This is a genomic window from Microbacterium sp. ZW T6_19 (genome assembly GCF_044987465.1).
Taxonomy (GTDB): Bacteria; Actinomycetota; Actinomycetes; order Actinomycetales; family Microbacteriaceae; genus Microbacterium; species Microbacterium natoriense_A.
The window spans coordinates 49783-67447 of the sequence record NZ_JBJDRH010000003.1 but is presented as its reverse complement, the minus strand read 5'-3'; the positions used below and the strand labels follow the sequence as shown (position 1 = coordinate 67447).

The 17665-nt window shown below is 68.6% G+C and carries 10 protein-coding genes; 5 read left to right on the top strand and 5 right to left on the bottom strand.

Annotated features, from left to right (window positions below):
* The first annotated feature begins 401 nt into the window (after window positions 1-401).
* Genes purM through ACI3KT_RS05315 form a run of 3 tightly spaced genes read left to right on the top strand, consistent with a single transcriptional unit; the run spans window position 402 to window position 4345 of the window.
* Window positions 402-1535, top strand: a complete 1134-nt coding sequence (purM, locus tag ACI3KT_RS05325; protein WP_404902938.1) for a phosphoribosylformylglycinamidine cyclo-ligase — start codon at window positions 402-404, stop codon at window positions 1533-1535.
* Window positions 1536-1559: 24 nt separating this feature from the next.
* Window positions 1560-3026 (top strand): amidophosphoribosyltransferase, encoded by a 1467-nt coding sequence (purF, locus tag ACI3KT_RS05320; RefSeq protein WP_404902937.1) that lies wholly within the window; start codon window positions 1560-1562, stop codon window positions 3024-3026.
* Entirely contained in the window at window positions 3026-4345 is a 1320-nt protein-coding gene (locus tag ACI3KT_RS05315) for an MFS transporter (protein ID WP_404903319.1), read from the top strand. The genes purF and ACI3KT_RS05315 overlap by 1 nt, the downstream gene beginning before the upstream one ends.
* Before the next feature lie 36 nt (window positions 4346-4381).
* Here ACI3KT_RS05315 and ACI3KT_RS05310 read toward each other — a convergent pair whose 3' ends face one another.
* Window positions 4382-5416: a LacI family DNA-binding transcriptional regulator gene (locus ACI3KT_RS05310; RefSeq protein ID WP_404902935.1), complete on the bottom strand. Its 1035-nt coding sequence runs from the start codon at window positions 5414-5416 to the stop codon at window positions 4382-4384.
* A 93-nt stretch (window positions 5417-5509) separates the two neighbouring features.
* On the opposite strand from ACI3KT_RS05310, the gene ACI3KT_RS05305 reads away from it, so the two are divergent.
* The gene (locus ACI3KT_RS05305) at window positions 5510-7324 is read left to right on the top strand and encodes a glycoside hydrolase family 35 protein (RefSeq protein WP_404902934.1); all 1815 of its coding nucleotides are present in this window, start codon (window positions 5510-5512) and stop codon (window positions 7322-7324) included.
* Window positions 7325-7552: 228 nt separating this feature from the next.
* Window positions 7553-12754 (top strand): endo-alpha-N-acetylgalactosaminidase family protein, encoded by a 5202-nt coding sequence (locus ACI3KT_RS05300; RefSeq protein WP_404902932.1) that lies wholly within the window; start codon window positions 7553-7555, stop codon window positions 12752-12754.
* 152 nt (window positions 12755-12906) lie between these two features.
* Here ACI3KT_RS05300 and erm read toward each other — a convergent pair whose 3' ends face one another.
* From erm to ACI3KT_RS05280, 4 genes are all read right to left on the bottom strand, one after another.
* Window positions 12907-13674 carry a 23S ribosomal RNA methyltransferase Erm gene (gene erm, locus ACI3KT_RS05295; RefSeq protein WP_404902931.1) on the bottom strand — a complete coding sequence of 256 codons (768 nt, stop codon included), beginning with the start codon at window positions 13672-13674 and terminating at the stop codon, window positions 12907-12909.
* A gap of 410 nt (window positions 13675-14084) precedes the next feature.
* Window positions 14085-15005: a carbohydrate ABC transporter permease gene (locus tag ACI3KT_RS05290; protein WP_292907497.1), complete on the bottom strand. Its 921-nt coding sequence runs from the start codon at window positions 15003-15005 to the stop codon at window positions 14085-14087.
* Window positions 15002-15973, bottom strand: coding sequence for a carbohydrate ABC transporter permease (locus tag ACI3KT_RS05285; RefSeq protein WP_404902930.1), 972 nt, complete (start codon window positions 15971-15973; stop codon window positions 15002-15004). The genes ACI3KT_RS05290 and ACI3KT_RS05285 overlap by 4 nt, the downstream gene beginning before the upstream one ends.
* An 88-nt stretch (window positions 15974-16061) precedes the next feature.
* A complete protein-coding gene (locus ACI3KT_RS05280; protein ID WP_404902928.1) occupies window positions 16062-17369 on the bottom strand; it encodes an ABC transporter substrate-binding protein in 1308 nt (435 codons plus the stop codon).
* Window positions 17370-17665: the final 296 nt, after the last annotated feature.

Below are 17665 nucleotides of genomic sequence, written 5' to 3'. Positions count from 1 at the left end.
CATCGTATTTCGCGCGGCGGTCGCCGCGCCCCTCCGCGGAGAATCCCGCCGCGTTCTTCCCGTCGTATCCGCCTCGTTCCGGTCGCACTTCGTGCCGTCTCGTCGCCCGTCCCGGCGGTTCCGGTCGCGATTCGTGCCGCCTCATTCGGATGGAAGCGGCACGAACTGCGACCGGAACCGAGAGGCGGATGCTGCCAGCGGCGCGAACTGCGACCGGAGTGATCTGGTTCCCGCAGAGCGGATCCGACGGCCTGGCGATGATCGTCTGAGGCCGCGGATCGGGCGGGCGGCGGGGTCAGCGACTCACCGGCGTGCCGGACCTTCCGCTCGGCGGGGTGCCCCGGCATCCGCTCTCCGCCTTCTCGGAGATCGGGCAGGCGGCGGGACGGTAGGATCGAGGGGTGGCTGCCTCCCCCACCAATCCCTATTCCGAAGCCGGCGTCGACACCGCTGCAGGTGATCTCGCCGTCGAGCTGATGAAGTCTTCCGTGCGCGCGACGCACGGCCCTGAAGTGCTCGGCGGTGTCGGCGGATTCGCCGGCCTCTTCGATGCCAGCGCGCTGCTCGGCTACCGCCGTCCGCTGCTCGCGAGCAGCACCGACGGCGTCGGCACGAAGGTCGCGATCGCCCAGGCGATCGACAAGCACGACACGATCGGCCAGGACCTGGTCGGCATGGTCGTCGACGACATCGTCGTGGTGGGCGCCAAGCCGCTGTTCATGACCGACTACATCGCGTGCGGCAAGGTCGTCCCGCAGCGCATCGCCGACATCGTGCGCGGCATCGCCGAGGCGTGCTCGGCCACGGGCACGGCGCTCGTCGGCGGCGAGACGGCAGAGCACCCCGGCCTCCTCGGTCCGCGCGACTACGACGTGGCGGGAGCTGCGACAGGTGTCGTCGAGGCCGACGCGATCCTCGGCGCCGAGCGCGTGCAGGACGGCGACGTCGTGCTCGCCGTGCAGTCGAGCGGTCTGCACTCGAACGGCTACTCGCTCGTGCGCCACATCATCACGAACGCGGGCATCGCATACGCCGACCAGGCCGCCGACTTCGGCACGACCTGGGGCGAGGCGCTGCTCGAGCCGACGCGGCTCTACACGCTTCCTCTGCTGCGCCTGATCGACGCGCTCGGCTCTTCGACAGGCGGCTCAGGGGCCCCAGCCGTGCACGCGCTCAGCCACGTGACCGGCGGCGGCATCGCGGCGAACCTCGCACGTGTGCTCCCGCAGGGGAGCTGGGCCGAAGTCGACCGCAGCACCTGGTCGCCCAGCCCGGTCTTCCGCGTGCTCAGCGACATCGCCGGCTCCTCTCTCGAGTCTGCGGAGGGCACCTGGAACCTCGGCATCGGCTTCCTCGCGGTGATCGCGCAGGACAAGAAGGATGCCGCGATCGCGGCGCTCGCCGCAGAGGGCATGCCCGCGTGGCAGGTCGCGACGGTGGGCTTCGGCGCACGTCCGGCCGGAGAGTTCGAACAGGGCGCCAAGGGCGTCGACGGCGGAGCGGTGCGCCTCGTCGGCGCATACGCCTCTCACTGAAGAAACGGATGAAGTAGACACTCCATGTGCGGCATCGTCGGAATGGTCGGAACGGCCCCGGTCAACCAGGACATCTACGACGCTCTGCTCCTGCTGCAGCACCGCGGGCAGGACGCGACGGGCATCGCCACCGCCGAGTCGAACGGCGTCATGCACAACGCGAAGGCGCAGGGCATGGTCCGCGAGGCCTTCCGCACCCGCGACATGCGCGCGCTTCTCGGCAATGTCGGCCTCGGACACGTGCGCTACGCGACCAAGGGCACCGCCTCGAACGAAGAGGAGATGCAGCCGTTCTACGTGAACGCGCCGTACGGCATCATCCTCATCCACAACGGCAACCTCACCAACACGCGCGAGCTCACCGCCGACATGGCCAAGCGCGACCGCCGCCACCTGAACTCCTCGAGCGACACCGAGCTGCTGCTGAACGTGCTCGCGGGCGAGCTGCAGAACACCACCTCGACCGTCGATCTCGACCCCGAGCGCGTGTTCGAGGCCGTCGCCCGCACGCATCAGCGCATCGAGGGCGCATACGCCGTCATCGCGGTGATCGCCGGATACGGTCTGCTCGCGTTCCGCGATCCCTTCGGCATCCGTCCGCTCATCCTCGGCCGTCGACCCTCGGCCGCCGTCGAGGGAAAGAGCGAGTGGGTCGTCGCGAGCGAATCGCTGGTGCTCGAGAACGGCGACTACGAGGTCGTCCGCGAGGTCGAACCCGGCGAGGCCGTGTTCATCACGAACGACGGCGAGCTGCACTCGCAGCAGTGCTCCGAGAACACGACTCTCGCGCCGTGCGCGTTCGAGTACGTCTACCTCGCACGCCCGGACTCGGTCATGAACGGCATCTCGGTCTACGAGTCGCGCCTGCGCATGGGCGACCGCCTCGCCGACACGATCGCCAAGCACGTGCCGATGGACGAGATCGACGTCGTGATGCCGATCCCCGACTCCTCGCGCCCCGCCGCGATGGAGGTCGCCCGCAAGCTCGGCATCGAATACCGCGAGGGCTTCTACAAGAACCGCTACGTGGGCCGCACCTTCATCATGCCGGGCCAGGCGGTGCGCAAGAAGAGCGTGCGTCAGAAGCTGAACGCGATGTCCACCGAGTTCAAGGGCAAGCACGTGCTGCTCATCGACGACTCGATCGTCCGCGGCACCACCTCGAAGCAGATCATCCAGATGGCTCGGGATGCCGGTGCGAAATCCGTCACGTTCGCCTCTGCCGCGCCGCCGGTGCGGCATCCGCACGTCTACGGCATCAACATGCCTTCTCGGCACGAGCTCATCGCCCACGGCCGCACGATCCCCGAGATCGCCGCGGAGCTCGGCGTCGACCACCTCGTCTACCAGGAGGTCGACGACCTCAAGGCCGCGATCACCGAGGGGTCGGGCGTGACCGAACTCGACATGAGCTGCTTCGACGGCCGCTATGTCACCGGCACGGTGAGCGACGAGTACCTGAGCTGGGTCGAGGAGTCGCAGACCTCTTGATGTCCGGGTCCCTGAGCCTGCCGAAGGGCCGGCCTCTCTGGGAGGGCCGGGCTCTTGCGCTGCTCGGCATCGTCCTCGTCGCGTTCTCGCTGCGCTCGGCGGTCGCGTCACTGTCGCCGGTGATCGACCACGTCGCCGAGGAGTTCCCGATCTCCTCGGTCGTGGCCGGGCTCATCGGTGCAGCGCCGCCCGTCTGCTTCGCCGTGTTCGGGCTGCTCACGCCGCTGTTCGAACGGCGGTTCGGTCTCGAACGCGTCGCCGTCGCGGCGATCGGCCTCATCGCCGCGGGTCTCGTGCTGCGCAGCCTTTCCGTGGACTCGATGTCGCTGCTGGCGGCGACCACGGTGGTGTTCGCCGGTGTCGGCTCGGGCAACATCCTGATGCCGCCGCTCGTCAAGAAGTACTTCCCCGATCGCCTCGGCCTCATGATGACCGTGTACTCGACGACCATGGCCGTGTCGACCTTCGTGCCGCCGCTCGTGGCCGTGCCGATCGCGGATTCCGCGGGGTGGCGTGTCTCGCTCGGGCTGTGGGGAGTCTTCGCCGCTCTCGCGCTGATCCCGTGGGTGACGATGCTGCTGACCGACCGCACTGGCGCGAGCGGCGCGCCGGATGCGCTGGTCAAGCCGCCTTTCGTCGAGAATCCCGACGACCGCGACGCGGCCGAGGTGGCGACCGGTCCGATCGTCACGAGTCCCGCGAACCCCAAGGTGTTCGGTCGGCTGTGGCGGCTGCCGATGGCCTGGTCGATCGCCCTGGTGTTCGGAGCCTCCTCGACGCTCGCCTACGTATCGTTCGCATGGCTACCCGCGATCCTGATCGACGTCGGAGGAGTGTCGGCCGCCGACGCGGGGCTGCTGCTCTCCCTGTTCGGTCTGATGGGCATGCCCTGCTCGCTCCTCGTGCCGATCCTGATCGTGCGCTTCCACGCGACCCGTCCCGTCTTCTTCTTCGGGATCGCCTGCGGCCTGATCGGTCTCGCCGGGCTGCTGTTCGTGCCGACGGTGGGCCTTCCGCTCTGGGTCGCGATGTTCGGCCTCGCGCCGATGCTGTTCCCGCTGAGCCTGGTGCTGCTCAGCATCCGCTCTCGCACGCCCGAGAGCGCCGTCGCGCTCAGCGGGTTCGCGCAGAGCATCGGCTACGCAGTGGCTGCGCTGTTCCCGCTTCTCATCGGGGTGCTGCACGAGGCGACCGGCAGCTGGCAGGTACCGCTGCTGCTGCTCGTCGGCGTCCTGATCGCGGTGATCCCGGCAGGATGGATCGCCGGACGACGTCGCACCATCGAAGAGGACTGGGAGCGCCGGTACGGCCGTTGGTGACCGGGCCGGGTCGCACGACGCAGCCCAGGAACGCGCTCAGCTGACGGCAGGCGGCGGAGCGGTGGATGCCCGCACGATGAGCTGAGGGTCGGTCGAGGGCATCTCGCCGATCGCCTCGTGGCCCTCGATCTGAGCGATCAGACGCAGGGCCGCTGCGCGACCCATGTCCTCGAAGGGCTGCCTGACCGTGGTGAGCGCAGGCGACGCGTAGGCCGCGAGAGCGATGTCGTCGACGCTCACGACCGAGACGTCCTCGGGCACGTTGCGGCCGGCTTCGTGGAGGGCGCGGATGAGGCCGAAGGCCATCTCGTCGCTGGACACGAAGACCGCGGTGACCTCGGGGATGGCGGCGATCGTGCGGCCGGCGCGATAACCGGACTCGGGGGTCCAGTCGGCGGGGATCACCGGCGGGGGCACGATGCCTCGGTCGCGCAGAGTCTGCTCCCACGCCTCGCTGCGCTGCTGCGTCTCCGTCCAGTAGTCGTCACCGGAGACGTGCCACACGGTCTTGTGTCCCAGATCAAGGAGGTGCTCGACGGCCAGGCGCGCGATCGCATGTTGATCGACCGCGAGAGGGGCGTCGCCGTCGAGGGAGGTGCGCTCGCTGCGGGTGGCGGGGGTGCGCTCCATGCGCGCGCGCATCGCCGGCGTCTCGAGCTCGACGGGGATGCCGAGGATGATCCCCTCGGCGCCCTGACGCTCCAGCCGGTCGAACGCGTCGAGGAACGCCTCAGCCGAGGCGTGGTCGGCGACTGCCGCCGTAGAGACCGTGTAGCCGTTGGCAGCGGCGGCCTGCTGGATGCCGACCCCGAGCGCCGCAGAGGAGTAGCGGTCGGTGGAGACCACGATCACGCCGAGCACACGGGTGCGTCCAGAGGCGAGAGAAGCCGCCGCCGCATGCACCCGGTAGCCGAGTTCGTCGACGGCGGCGAGCACCCGCCGGGCGGTGTCGGGGCGCACGCTGTCCTGTCCCGACATGACACGCGAGACGGTCTGCGTCGACACACCGGCCAGCTTGGCGACATCGACTTGGCTCGGGGAGCGATCGACCTGATGACGGCGAGGTGACATGGGTCAATGGTAGCGATCAAATGGCGGAATCACAGTCACCCGGGGACGCGATCATGCGATAATGTGAACGCAAACACTCATGCTTGGAGCTTTATGTCCGACCTTCTCGCCGCCGCTGTCGACGGCCTGACTGCGACCAGTGCCGTTCCGGCATCCGCGAACCGCCCCCCTCTCCCCGCCCTGTCCTGGCGCGACGGCGAGATCTTGCGCGATGGCGCTCCGCACCGCATCCTGGCCGGATCCGTGCACTACTTCCGGGTGCACCCCGACCAGTGGGAGGACCGTCTGCGCCGCCTCGCCGCGACGGGCGCGAACACGGTCGACACCTATGTCGCCTGGAATTTCCACGAGCGTGTCGAAGGCGATGTGCGCTTCGACGGATGGCGCGACATCGAGCGCTTCGTACGCCTGGCCGGTGACCTCGGACTCGACGTGTTCGTGCGTCCGAGCCCGTACATCTGCGCCGAGTGGTCGAACGGCGGCATTCCGCACTGGCTCTCCGGCCGGGTGGAATCATTGCGAACGAGCGACCCGGCCTTTCTCGCGGCGGTCGATGCCTGGTACGACGAGCTCATTCCGCGACTCGTCCCGCTGCAGGCCGCGTACGGCGGGCCGATCGTGGCGGTGCAGGTCGAGAACGAATACGGATCCTTCGGCAGCGATGCCGGCTATCTCGCGTACCTGCGCGACGGCCTGCGGTCGCGTGGCGTGATCGAGATGCTCACGACGGCCGACGGCATCACCGCCGACATGATCGAGCACGGCTCGGTGGCCGGCGCCTTGACGACCTTCACCTTCGGCACCGGAGTCGCCGCAGCCGTCGAGCTGCGGCGCGACCGCGAGGCGCTGATGTGCAGCGAGCTGTGGGGAGGGTGGTTCGACCATTGGGGCGAGCGGCATCATGTCCGCTCCGCGTCCAGCATGAGCGGCACGGTCGGAGAGCTGCTGGACGCCGGCGGGTCGGTGAGCGTGTACATGGCGCACGGCGGCACGAACTTCGGCCTGTGGAACGGCGCCAATCACGACCGCGTGCTCCAGCCCACCGTCACCAGCTACGACTCCGACGCCCCGATCGGAGAGGACGGCACGCTGAACGACAAGTTCTACGCCTTGCGCGCCCTGTTCGCTCCGTTCCACGCAGGGGAGCTGCCCGCGATACCCGCGGCTCCGCGCCGTCAGGCGGCCGCATCGGCTCCGCTGTCTCCTGTGCGCCCGCTCCTCGAGCTCGTGCGCTCGCTGCCCGCGACAGGCGTCGCGACGCCGCGGCCGCAGACGTTCGAACAGCTGGGTGCGGAAGACGGCCTCGTCGCGTATGAGGCGCAGGTGTCGTTCGGGCGTGATGCCGAGCTGACGATCGACGGCCTGCACGACCGGGCGACGGTGCTCCTCGACGACGAACGACTGGGCACGCTCGAACGTGACGGCGTCACCTCGCTCGCCCTTCCGGCTACGGGCGGCAGCGGTGTGCTCACGATCGTGGTGGAGAGCCTGGGGCGCATCAACTACGGTCCGTACACGGGTGAGGGCAAGGGCATCATGCGGGGCGTCATGATCGGACGTCGCCTCGTGAACGGCTGGACACATCGCGTCGTGCCGCAGGACGTTCCGGATGCCGCCCCCGGTAGGCCTGCATCCGACGGCGTCGCTGTCGCGTCTCTTGACGTCGCGGAGCCGCTCGACGCCTGGCTCGCCTTCCCGGGCGGATCGAAGGGCATGGCCTGGCTGAACGGCTTCCTGCTGGGGCGCTACTGGAAGGTGGGCCCCCAGGAGACCTTGTACGCCCCGGCGCCGTTGTGGCGTCAGGGGGCGAACGAGATCGTCGTGCTCGACACCGACGGTCTGGGCATGTCCGTCGAGATCCGCGAGCATCCGTCGTTCGGCGAGACCGAGGAGTTCATCGGATCCTGACCCGGCTGCGCCCCCACAGGCCGCCCTGCCTCGAGAGCAGGGCGGCCTGTCGTGTTCCTGCTCGAGGATTCAGGATCCAGAATGTTTGCGCTAGCTAGGCAGTTGCCCTTGATATTCACGGGGCACATCCCATATGTTGATTGCGCAAACATCGTGCGAACGATGACTACAGCCAGGGCGCATCGGAGCGACTCCCTCTCCGAGCACCTGCCCGTCCGAGAGGCAATCGTGTCGAATCCATCCCGACCTCCCCGCGCGACACGCATCGTCAGCACGCTGCTGACGTCCGTGCTCGTGCTCGGCGGCGTCGCCCTGCAAGCCGTGCCCGCGCAGGCGGCCGCGTTGATCCCCGTGCCCAAGACCGACTACCGACTGGCGGCGGTGTCGAGCGAGTCCGATGCCTACCCGGCACCACCGGCCCTCGACGGCACCGCGCTCGGCGCCTTCGACGGCGACTATGCGACCCAGTGGGTCTCGCGCTACACCGTGCCGGCACCCGCGCCGCACTGGCTCTCGATCGACCTGCAGCGTCCGATCTCGATCAAGGCGCTCGACTACTCGGGCAAGAAGGGTCAGCGCATCGACGCCAAGAACGTCGAGGTCTACGTGACCGATGATGCGGCGGTGGCGACGGCCTCGCCGAAGGACGGCGGGTGGGGAGCGGCCGTGGGGACGGCTGCCCTGCACGCTCCGACCGCCAACGACGAGAAGCAGCGCATCGAGCTCGCCACGGCGAAGACCGGGCGATACGTCGCTCTCGTCGTGCTCGACGCCCAGGACCCCGCGGGCAACGGCGGCGGCGCCGGCGAGATCGAGATCTTCTCGGACCAGGCGCTTCCCCCGGTCGCCACCGACCCGGGCAACCCGCCGGCCGGCGACACCGTGCAGATCGCCGCCGGCGGCACCACGGCGACAGTCTCGAAGACCTTCCCGCAGATCGTGGGCTACGACATCGACGGCACGACCATCGGGGGCCAGCGTGCATCGAGCGGCAAGTGGGCCGTGAACGGCACCTCTTACGCGTCCCAGACCACGTCGGCGCCCTCGGCCTCCGGCATCGACTACGTCTCACGGCTGACGGGGATCGACGTCACAGTGCGCAGCAGCATCCGCGTCGCGGGCGACGGAACCGTCGCCTTCGAGGTGACCGCCGTCGAGGGATCGGCGCCCGTCAACACCCTCGGGCTGCCCGACAACGCCTTCCTCTCGACGAGTTCGGCAGACCCGGGATCGACGCTCGACCGCACCGTGATCAGCCCTGACAGCACGAAGAACGCCGACGAGCACATCGCGCTGAACGGCACGACCCCGACCGGGCAGAAGGGCGCATCGTTCGCGTTCCTCGGCAACGGCGAGGTCATCGGCGGTGTGATCACGAACGCCACCACGCAGGCCTCAGGCGCAACACCATCGTGGAACACCAGGCTGCTCACGCGAGTCACCGAGGTCGACGGCCGCACGGCAGAGATCGCGTCGAACAGCTGGCTCATCCACCCGACGACCGCGGTCGACAGCCGAGTCACCACGTACGAGCTGCCGAAGGTCACCGTGCTGTTCGCCGGCGACCGCAATGGCGACGATGTCGTGGACTGGCAGGATGCCGGCATCCGCTACCGCGAGATCGACGCACCTCGTCTCGGCGCGGACCGAGTCCCGGAGCGCGTCGTCAGCCGCATCCCGTTCAACTTCGCCTCCAGTGCGACGAACTACTTCGACCTGACCCTCGACAACACCAAGCGCATCGCCAACCAGACCGACGGCCTGGGCCAGTGGGTGCTCAACAAAGGCTTCGGCAGCGAGGGCCACGACTCGGCCAACACCGACTACGGCGACAACTTCAACGAGCGGGCGGGTGGGGTCGCCGGCCTCAACCACCTCGTCGACGAAGGCGGCAAGCTCAACGCCGACATGAGCGTGCACGTCAACGCCACCGAGATGTACCCGCAGGCGAACGCCTTCGACTCGGCGATCATCGACGGCGCCGCCCCCTACAAGCCGGGGTGGAACTGGCTCGATCAGTCGTACTACATCAACCAGCAGGCCGACCTCGGTTCCGGCCGGGTGATCGACCGTTTCCACGAGCTGCGCGACGAGGTCCCTGGCCTCAGCGGCGTGTACATCGACGTGTACTTCTCCAACGGCTGGGTCGCCGAAGAGCTCGCAGACGAGCTGCACGGAATGGGCCTCGAGGTCGCGACCGAGTGGGGTGACAAGTTCGTCGACAACACGGTCTGGTCGCACTGGCCGAACGATCTCAGCTACGGCGGGGTGACGAACAAGGGCATCAACTCGACGATGGTGCGCTTCATCCAGAACGGCCAGGCCGACATCTGGAACAACGACCCGCTCCTCGGCCAGCAGCGACTGATCGACGCCGAGGGCTGGCAGGGCAACAAGAACTGGGACGGCTTCATCGACAACATCTGGTCTCAGAGCCTGCCGACGAAGTTCATCCAGCACTTCGATCTGCTCAGCTACAAGGCCGGGCAGAGCGCGACGCTCACCGACGACGTGAAGATCTCCATGGACGGCAGCACGCGCGTCATCACGATGGGCGGTGACACAGTGCTCCGGGGCGATTCGTACCTGCTGCCGTGGCAGAGCCTCGACTCGCACGCGGATGCGGGATCCCCGGTGGATGCCGACAAGATGTACTTCTACTCCGCCTCTGGCGGCGAGAAGACCTTCGGCCTCACCGACGCCTTCAGCGGCAACACCGCGTTCGACGTCTTCCGGCTGGGTGACCAGGGCCGGCAGAAGACCGGTACCGTGAACGCGGCCGACGGAAAGCTCACGATCACAGGAGAGAAGGGCGCCGCCTATGTCGTCGTTCCTCAAGGCGGGGCGCAGCGCGCCGCGGCCGAGTATCACGACGCCGGACTCGACGACCCCGGCTTCAACTCCGGTTCGCTCGACGTGTGGCATCCGATCGGAGACGTGACGCTCGCGCGCACGGACGAGGGCACGGCCAAGAACGCCTCGCGAGGCGACAACATCGTCGTGCTCGGATCGCCCGCGTCGTCGATCAGCCAGACGGTCACCGGTCTCACGCCGGGGCAGCGCTACTCGTTCTCGGCACAGGTGCAGATCGACCCCACGACCACACGCGACGTCATGGTCGCCGTGGACGGCGGAGCCGGAGCCGTGCAGCGCACGTGGAGCCTCTCGCCGACGACCAACTACATGAGAGCGGACTCGAAGTCCGGACAGCACTACCAGCGCGGCGCCGTCTCGTTCCTCGCTCCGGCATCCGGCCAGGTGACCGTCTCGGTCGCGGCTGCCGCCGGCGACGCGAAGGTCCGCGTCGACAACGCCCGAGTCATGGTCGACACCACCGCTCCTGCGGCGGCGGGCGCCGTGTACTCGAACGACTTCGAGGGCGATCAGGCCGGCTGGGGTCCGTTCGTGAAGGGTGACGCCGGCGGCATCGAGGACCCCCGCACGAGCATCTCGCGTCGTCACGAGCCGTACACGAGCAGCGAGTGGCGCAACACGGCTTCACCGTTCGCTCCTGGCGGCGCGCTGGCCGGTCTTGCGGTCGATTCGACGTTGAACGGCGAGCACTCGCTGCTGTCGCACTCCGAGAACAACGGTCTCGTCTATCGCACCGACCCGACGCTCGTGCCCCTGCAAGCCGGGCACACCTACCGCATCGGCTTCGACTACCAGGCCGGAGCGAGCGGGTCCTACCGATGGCTCACGGGCACGGACGCCGTCACGGGAGGCGAGGTCGCCTCGACCACGCTCAGCCGTACGCCGATCGAGCAGGCGCTGGAGACCGCGGCGTTCAGCCAGGACGTGATCGTCGGATGCGGCGACTACACCTGGGTCGGACTCGAGCGCACCGGCGGGGCCGACGTCGACTTCGTCCTCGACGACTTCACGGTCGCCGATCTCGGGCCGACTTCCGGCGGCACGCCGTGCGCGACGGTGTCGGGTGGAACCGCGGTGCTGAACCCCGGAGCCCAGGCGACGTTCACGACGACCTTCACGAACAGCGAGGAGCTCACCGCCGAGAACATCGGCGTGCAGCTCGAGCTGCCCGAAGGATATGCGGTCGAGGTCGCGGACGGCTCGTCGAACCTGTTCGACTCGGTCGCGCCGGGCGAGAGCGTCGACACCACCTGGCTGGTCACGGCCCCGGCCGCCGCCGCGGGCGGGGCCGTCGGAATCGGAATCTCGGCGACCTATCTCGTGGAGTGCGACGTGCGCACCGTCTCGACCGTGCAGCAGACCTCGATCGCGGCGCGCGCCCGCATCTCGAATGCGCAGATCACGGCGTCCGCCAGCTCTGAGGAGACAGAGGGGGAGGACGGCAAGGCCGCCAACATGCTCGACGGCCAGGCCGGCACCTTCTGGCACAGCCGTTGGAGCGAGAACGCCACCTCGTATCCGCACGTCGTGACCTTCGATCTCGGCAGCGCGGAGCAGGTCGACGGTATCTCGTATCTGCGCCGCGGAGCCAACCAGAACGGCCCGATCAAGGGCTATCAGGTGGCGGTGTCGACCGACGGGCAGACGTACGCTGACGTGGTCTCCGGCGAGTGGAAGAACATCGCAGACTGGCAGGATGTGGACTTCGCCTCCGTCTCGGCGCGGTACGTCAGGGTCACCGCGACCTCGTCGATCTCGGGCACGCAGTTCGCGGCGATCGCGGAGATGGCGATCTACGGCACGCCCGCGCCGAAGGACGGTCATGCCCCGAAGGCGCGTCCGGCCGACGACCTGGGCGAGTGCACCCCCGCGACCGACCCGGCGCTCGCTCTCGACGCCGATTCGGTGCGGGCGGGAGAGACGGTCGGGGCCGCCCTGACCGGCTTCGCCCCGTCCTCGGCGGTGTCCTTCTGGCTCGATGACGCGAAGATCGCGGATGCCGCGGTCGACACCGACGGTGCGCTCAGCACGCCGCTGCTCATCCCGGCGGATGCCGAGATCGGCACGCACCGCGTCATCGTGAAGGACGGCTCAGGAGCCGAGCTCGCGAGCGCGGAGCTGAAGGTCAAGAAGGCCAAGCCGGCCAAGGACCCGAGGATCACCCCGTCGGTCGGGACGGTGCGCTCCGGCGGCACGCTGACCGTGCAGCTGGGCGGATTCGAGCCCGGTCAGCTCGTGCAGCTGTGGCTGCACTCCGAGCCAGTCAAGGTCGGCGAGGCGACGGTGTCCGATGACGGCGAGGCGGTGCTGTCGATCACGGTTCCCGCCTCGACCCCGGCGGGTGCCCACACGCTCGTCGCGACGGATGCCGAGGGCGTCGAACTCGCATCGGCCGGGCTGGCGGTCACGGCCGCGCCCGGTGCGGGCACGGGCTTCGGAGCGGATCTCGCCACGACGGGAGCCGATGGTTCGCTGTGGTCGGCCGTGGCGGCGTCCGCTCTGGGTCTGCTGGCCCTCGGTGCGGTGCTGTGGACGAGGCGGCGTCGGCTGAGCTGATCCGCAGATCCGCAGCACGACGCGGCCCGGAGGATGATTCCTCCGGGCCGCGTCGTGCATGGTCCGGCGTCCACGCGATCGCGGATCGGAGACGTCGCCGAGGACGGCGCGCGGACGCGTTTCCGATCCGCCGCTCCGCGCCGGGGAGGCGATCATCGTGCGCCGCGCACCGCCGCCCACAGCGAGGCCCAGTGCATTGCGGTCAGGTCGCGGGGCAGTGCGCGCGGCGGCGCCTCCGCCGCGGCGAGGGCGTGCCGAACGGTCGCGGCTCTCGTCGGCGCAATCCGCCTGACGATGCTCTCGACGCCGGCGCCGCGCCCGGTGAACACGTCACGGACGAACCTCTCGTACGCGCGTCTCTCGGCGTGCGGCACGAGGGGCGATCCGCGTCGGGTGATCGTGAGGATGCCGCCGTCGACGCCGGGCCGGGGCGCGAAACCCCAGCTGGGCACCCGCCCCCGCAGGGAGAACTCGAACCACGGTGCGCTCTGCGCCGTCATCATCGTCCCGCCTCCGACGCCGGCGCGCTTGCGGGCGACCTCCCACTGGGTGACGAGCACGGCGTGATCCCACCGGCGCTCCGAGAGCAGGCGCCGCAGGATCGGCGTCGTGAGGTGGAATGGCACGTTGCCGACGACGACGGGCGCGTCGAGCGGATGCCGCAGCGCATCGGCGTGCATGACGCGCACGTGCGGGAGGGCGCGTGCGAGGCGCCGCACCAGGTGCTCGTCGAGGTCGATCGCCGTGAGCGGCCGGCGGGTCGACGCGAGGTGGCGCGTGAGGGCGCCGTCACCAGCCCCGAGTTCGAGGATGGGCCCGGTGGTCGCGTCGACGAGGGCGATGACGGCGTCGATGGTTGGTCGGTGGACGAGGAAGTTCTGGCCGAGTTCATGGCGGCCGCCGTGAAGGGAACGAGGCATGGGAGCGCTCCAAGGAAAGGTTCTGGAGCACCGCGGAGAGGCCGGGTCGCGGGTATGCGGAAGCGCCGGTCCGAGGTGCGTGATGACGTCTCGGAGGGACGGCGCGCTCAATCGAGCGGATGCGAGCGCGCCGTCAGGCGCGGCGGTCGCGGAAAGTGAAGAAGCGCCCCGTCACGGGCGCAGAGCATATTGTTCCCACAGCCCGACTCTAACAGGAGCCGGTTGCCGCGGCATCCGCCCTGTCGGGGAGGGGAACTCACGCCCGGGAGGAGACGCTGCTTCGGGAGGAGTTCTCACGCTCGGGAGGAGGATTCCGCGTGGCGGGTCCTCCCGAACGCGCTTTCTCCTCCCGAACCGGCGTGGCGGGGAGATGGGGAGGGTCCCCCCGCCACGCGTGTGGGGAGAGTGTCTCAGCCCTTCACGGCGCCGGCCGCGAGGCCGGAGCGCCAATACCTCTGCAGGGTGAAGAACAGGATGATCAGCGGGATGACGCCGAGCAGAGCGCCGAGCATGACAGCGCCCTTGTCGGGGGAGAAGTAACTCATCATGCCGTACAGGCCGAGGGTGACCGGCTTGAGATCCGCGCTGGAGATCATCATGAGCGGCAGCAGGAAGTTGTTCCAGGTCGCCACGAAGATGAACAGGAAGATCGTCACCATCGCCGGTCCCAGCAGACGCAGGACGATCGTGAAGAAGATCCGTGCCTCACCCGCGCCGTCGATTCGTGCGGCCTCCAGCAGCTCGGTCGGCACCGACGACTGCGCGTAGACCATGCCGAGGAAAACGCCGAAGGGTGAGACAGCCGAGGGGATGATGATCGCCCAGGCGGTGTTCGTGAGGCCGAGCGAGTGGAACTCGATGTACAGCGGAACTGTCAGCAGCGCGACCGGCAGCAGGAGCCCTGCCATGATCACGCCGACAGCGATCCTCTTCCCCGGGAACGCGAACTTCGCGATCGCGTAGCCGGCCATCACGGCGAACAGGGTGCCGATGACCCCGGCGCTCACCGAGTAGAACAACGAGTTCCCCACCCAGCGCCAGAACAGCCCCTGCGTCCAGCCCATCAGGCTGTCGTAGTTCGCGCCGAGATTTCCGTCGGCGAACCAGAAGCCGAAGGTCGAGGTGAGATCGGTGTTGCTCTTGGTGGACGCCACGACGAGCCAGTACACGGGGACGAGGAAGTACAGCGTCGCGATGATGAGAGCGATGATTCCGAAGGTGCGCGCGACGGGACCGGGCGCGATCGACGGGGGCGGAGCATCCGCCGCCTGCGGCTTGCGGGATCGGCGAGCGGATGCCGGGGGGACGGTGACGAGTCGTGTGGTGGTCATGCGTCACCCTTTCGGCGCTGCAGGAGTGCGTAGCCGATCGCGAGGACGCCCGCGATCAGGGCCATGAGGAGGGAGTAGGCGGAGGCGGGACCGCTGCCTGACGGCGAGATCTCGCCCATCATCGAGTTGTAGGTGAGCATCATCGGAGTGAAGTCCTTGCCCATCCACGAGTTCGCGGCCTCCATGATCACCGGCTCGTTGAACAGCTGGATCGTGCCGATGATCGACAGCAGCACGGCCAGCAGAGCGGCTCCGCGCACGAGCGGGACCTTGATGCGCATCGCGACCTGGAAGCCGGACGCACCGTCGAGACGCGCCGCCTCGTACAGATCGCGCGGCACGGCCTGCAGCGCCGACAGGAAGATCAGCATGTTGTAGCCGGTGTAGGTCCAGGTCGTCATGTTCGCCATCGAGAACAGGATCGTCTGCGGCGACATCAGGTCGGTGCCCTCGGGGAGGAACGGGAGGAACGGCGAGACCTGAGGCGTGTAGAGGTAGAGCCACATCATCGCGGCGATGACGCCCGGAACGGCGTAGGGGAGGAAGAACGAGAGGCGGAACAGCGCGGGTCGACGGACGATGAACGAGTCCAGGAGCAGAGCGAGGGCGAGGGCGCCGATGATCATGAACGGGATCTGGATCGCCGCGAAGAGGACGACCCGGCCCATCCCGGCCCAGAAGGCGCCGTTCGTGGCCGCCATCACGAGGTTGTCGAAGCCGACGAAGGCGTCGACCAGTTCGCCGCCGCCGTAGAGGCCGCCGCCTGACGGCACCTGCGCGAAGAACGCCGAGCGCACGGACACGATGATCGGCACGAGGAACACGACGACGAAGAGCACCGCGAACGGCAGCATGAACAGCCAGCCGGTGAGTCCTTCGCGTCGGATGCCCGTGCCGCGGCGTCTCTTGGCGGGCAGGTGCGGGGCCGGGGTCTTCGGGGTGACCCGGCTGTCGGTCACGGTGACCATGCGTGCGCCTCTCGTTTCATGACGACGGCGGAGTGCGCCTCGTGGTTGCACTCCGCCGTCGATCATCAGATGATGCCTTGTCCGACGGTCATTCCGCGACGGGAAGGCCGAGATCCTTCAGAGAGGAGACGGCCGTGTCCTGTGCGGTGGTGAAGATGTCGGCGACCTTCGCGGTGCCGGCGACAGCGGCTGCCGCGGTCTCGTTCATCGTGGACAGCGTCGAGAACCCGGGAGCGTAGGGGAAGTCGGGGTTCAGGTTCTCGGTCGCGGTGGCGAGCTCGGCGAGGACGTCCTGTCCGCCGAACTGGCGCAGCATCTTGTCAGGGGTCTTCACGCTGCCCTTGGCGGCGACCACGAGGCCCTGCGACGCGAGGTCGTCGACCTGGGTGTTGAGCCACGCGTTGAACTCCATGGCCTCGGCGGGGTGCTCGCAGCCCTTCATGACGGATACGCCGGAACCGCCGTCCGGGCCGCTGAGGGCGCCCGCGCCGAAGTCCGGAAGCTGCGCGACCCGCCACTGGCCTTCGGCAGGGGTGCCGTCGAGCGAGTCGAGGAGGAAGCCGGCTTCCCACGCCGCGCCGACGTGTCCGATGAGGCTGCCGTCGTTGAGCGCGGCCGTGAAGCCCTCGCCCCAGCGCTCGGTCGCGAGGGTCTGCTTGCTGTCGAGCAGGCCCTGCCAGAACGCGGCGACCCGCTGGGAGCCCGCGCCCTCGGCGTCGACCTTCCACTCGTCGCCGGCGGTCGAGAACCAGGTGTCGCCGGCGGCCGCCGACTGGCCGGCGAGCCAGTTCGTCGCCTCGTCCGGCGTGAAGGCGGTGACGTATTTGCCCGCGGCGGATGCGACGACGGAGTCGGCGGTCAGGTCGTCCAGGGTCTTCGGGGCCTCCAGGCCGAGGGCCGTGAACGCGGTCTCGTTGTAGAAGTACACGAGGGGTCCGGTGTCCTGCGGGAGCCCGACGATCGCGTCGCCGACCTTCATGCCGCTGAAAGCGCCGGCCGAGAAGTCGTCTTCGTACTTCTTCGCCTCATCCGCGACATCCTGCAGCAGACCCTTGACGTAGAGCTGCGGGACTTCGGCGTACCCGGTCTGCGCAAGGCACGGGCCGTTGCCCGCCTTGATGTCGGTCTCGAGCTTGAGGATCATGTCGCTCGACTTGCCGTCGAACTTCGTCGCCGTGACCTGGATGTCGGGGTGCTCGTCGTTCCACCGCGCGACGACATCGTCGATCTTGGTCATGCCGTCGCCATCGGGAAGGCGGTGCACATACTCGATCGTGACCGGCTCGCCGGAAGCGTCTTCGCCGCTGTCGCCGGACGAGCAGGCGGCGAGGCCGAAGGCCGACACGGCGCCGACCGCGACGATGGCGGCGGTGCGGGTGAAGCGGGTGGTTGCCATGCTGTTCTCCTCTTTGAGGTCATGTTCCTGCATATCCCCCCAGGGCGGGGGCCCGACACCGCGTGCGGCGTCGATCGCTCTGCACATCAAATCAGAAAATGTTTGCGTTCACAAGCTCAGAAATGCAATCGAAACAAGAGAATTCGAGGCAGCCGAGGGGAGCGCTGACATTCGCTTATCGGATGCCGGCGCGGGCGATCGCGGAGGGTTCTTCCTGTCGCGGTGGTTCGCCCGTGCCCGTGCTCTCCCGCCGTCCGGGCCCCTCGATATTCACGGGACTCCCTGTCGACACCGGT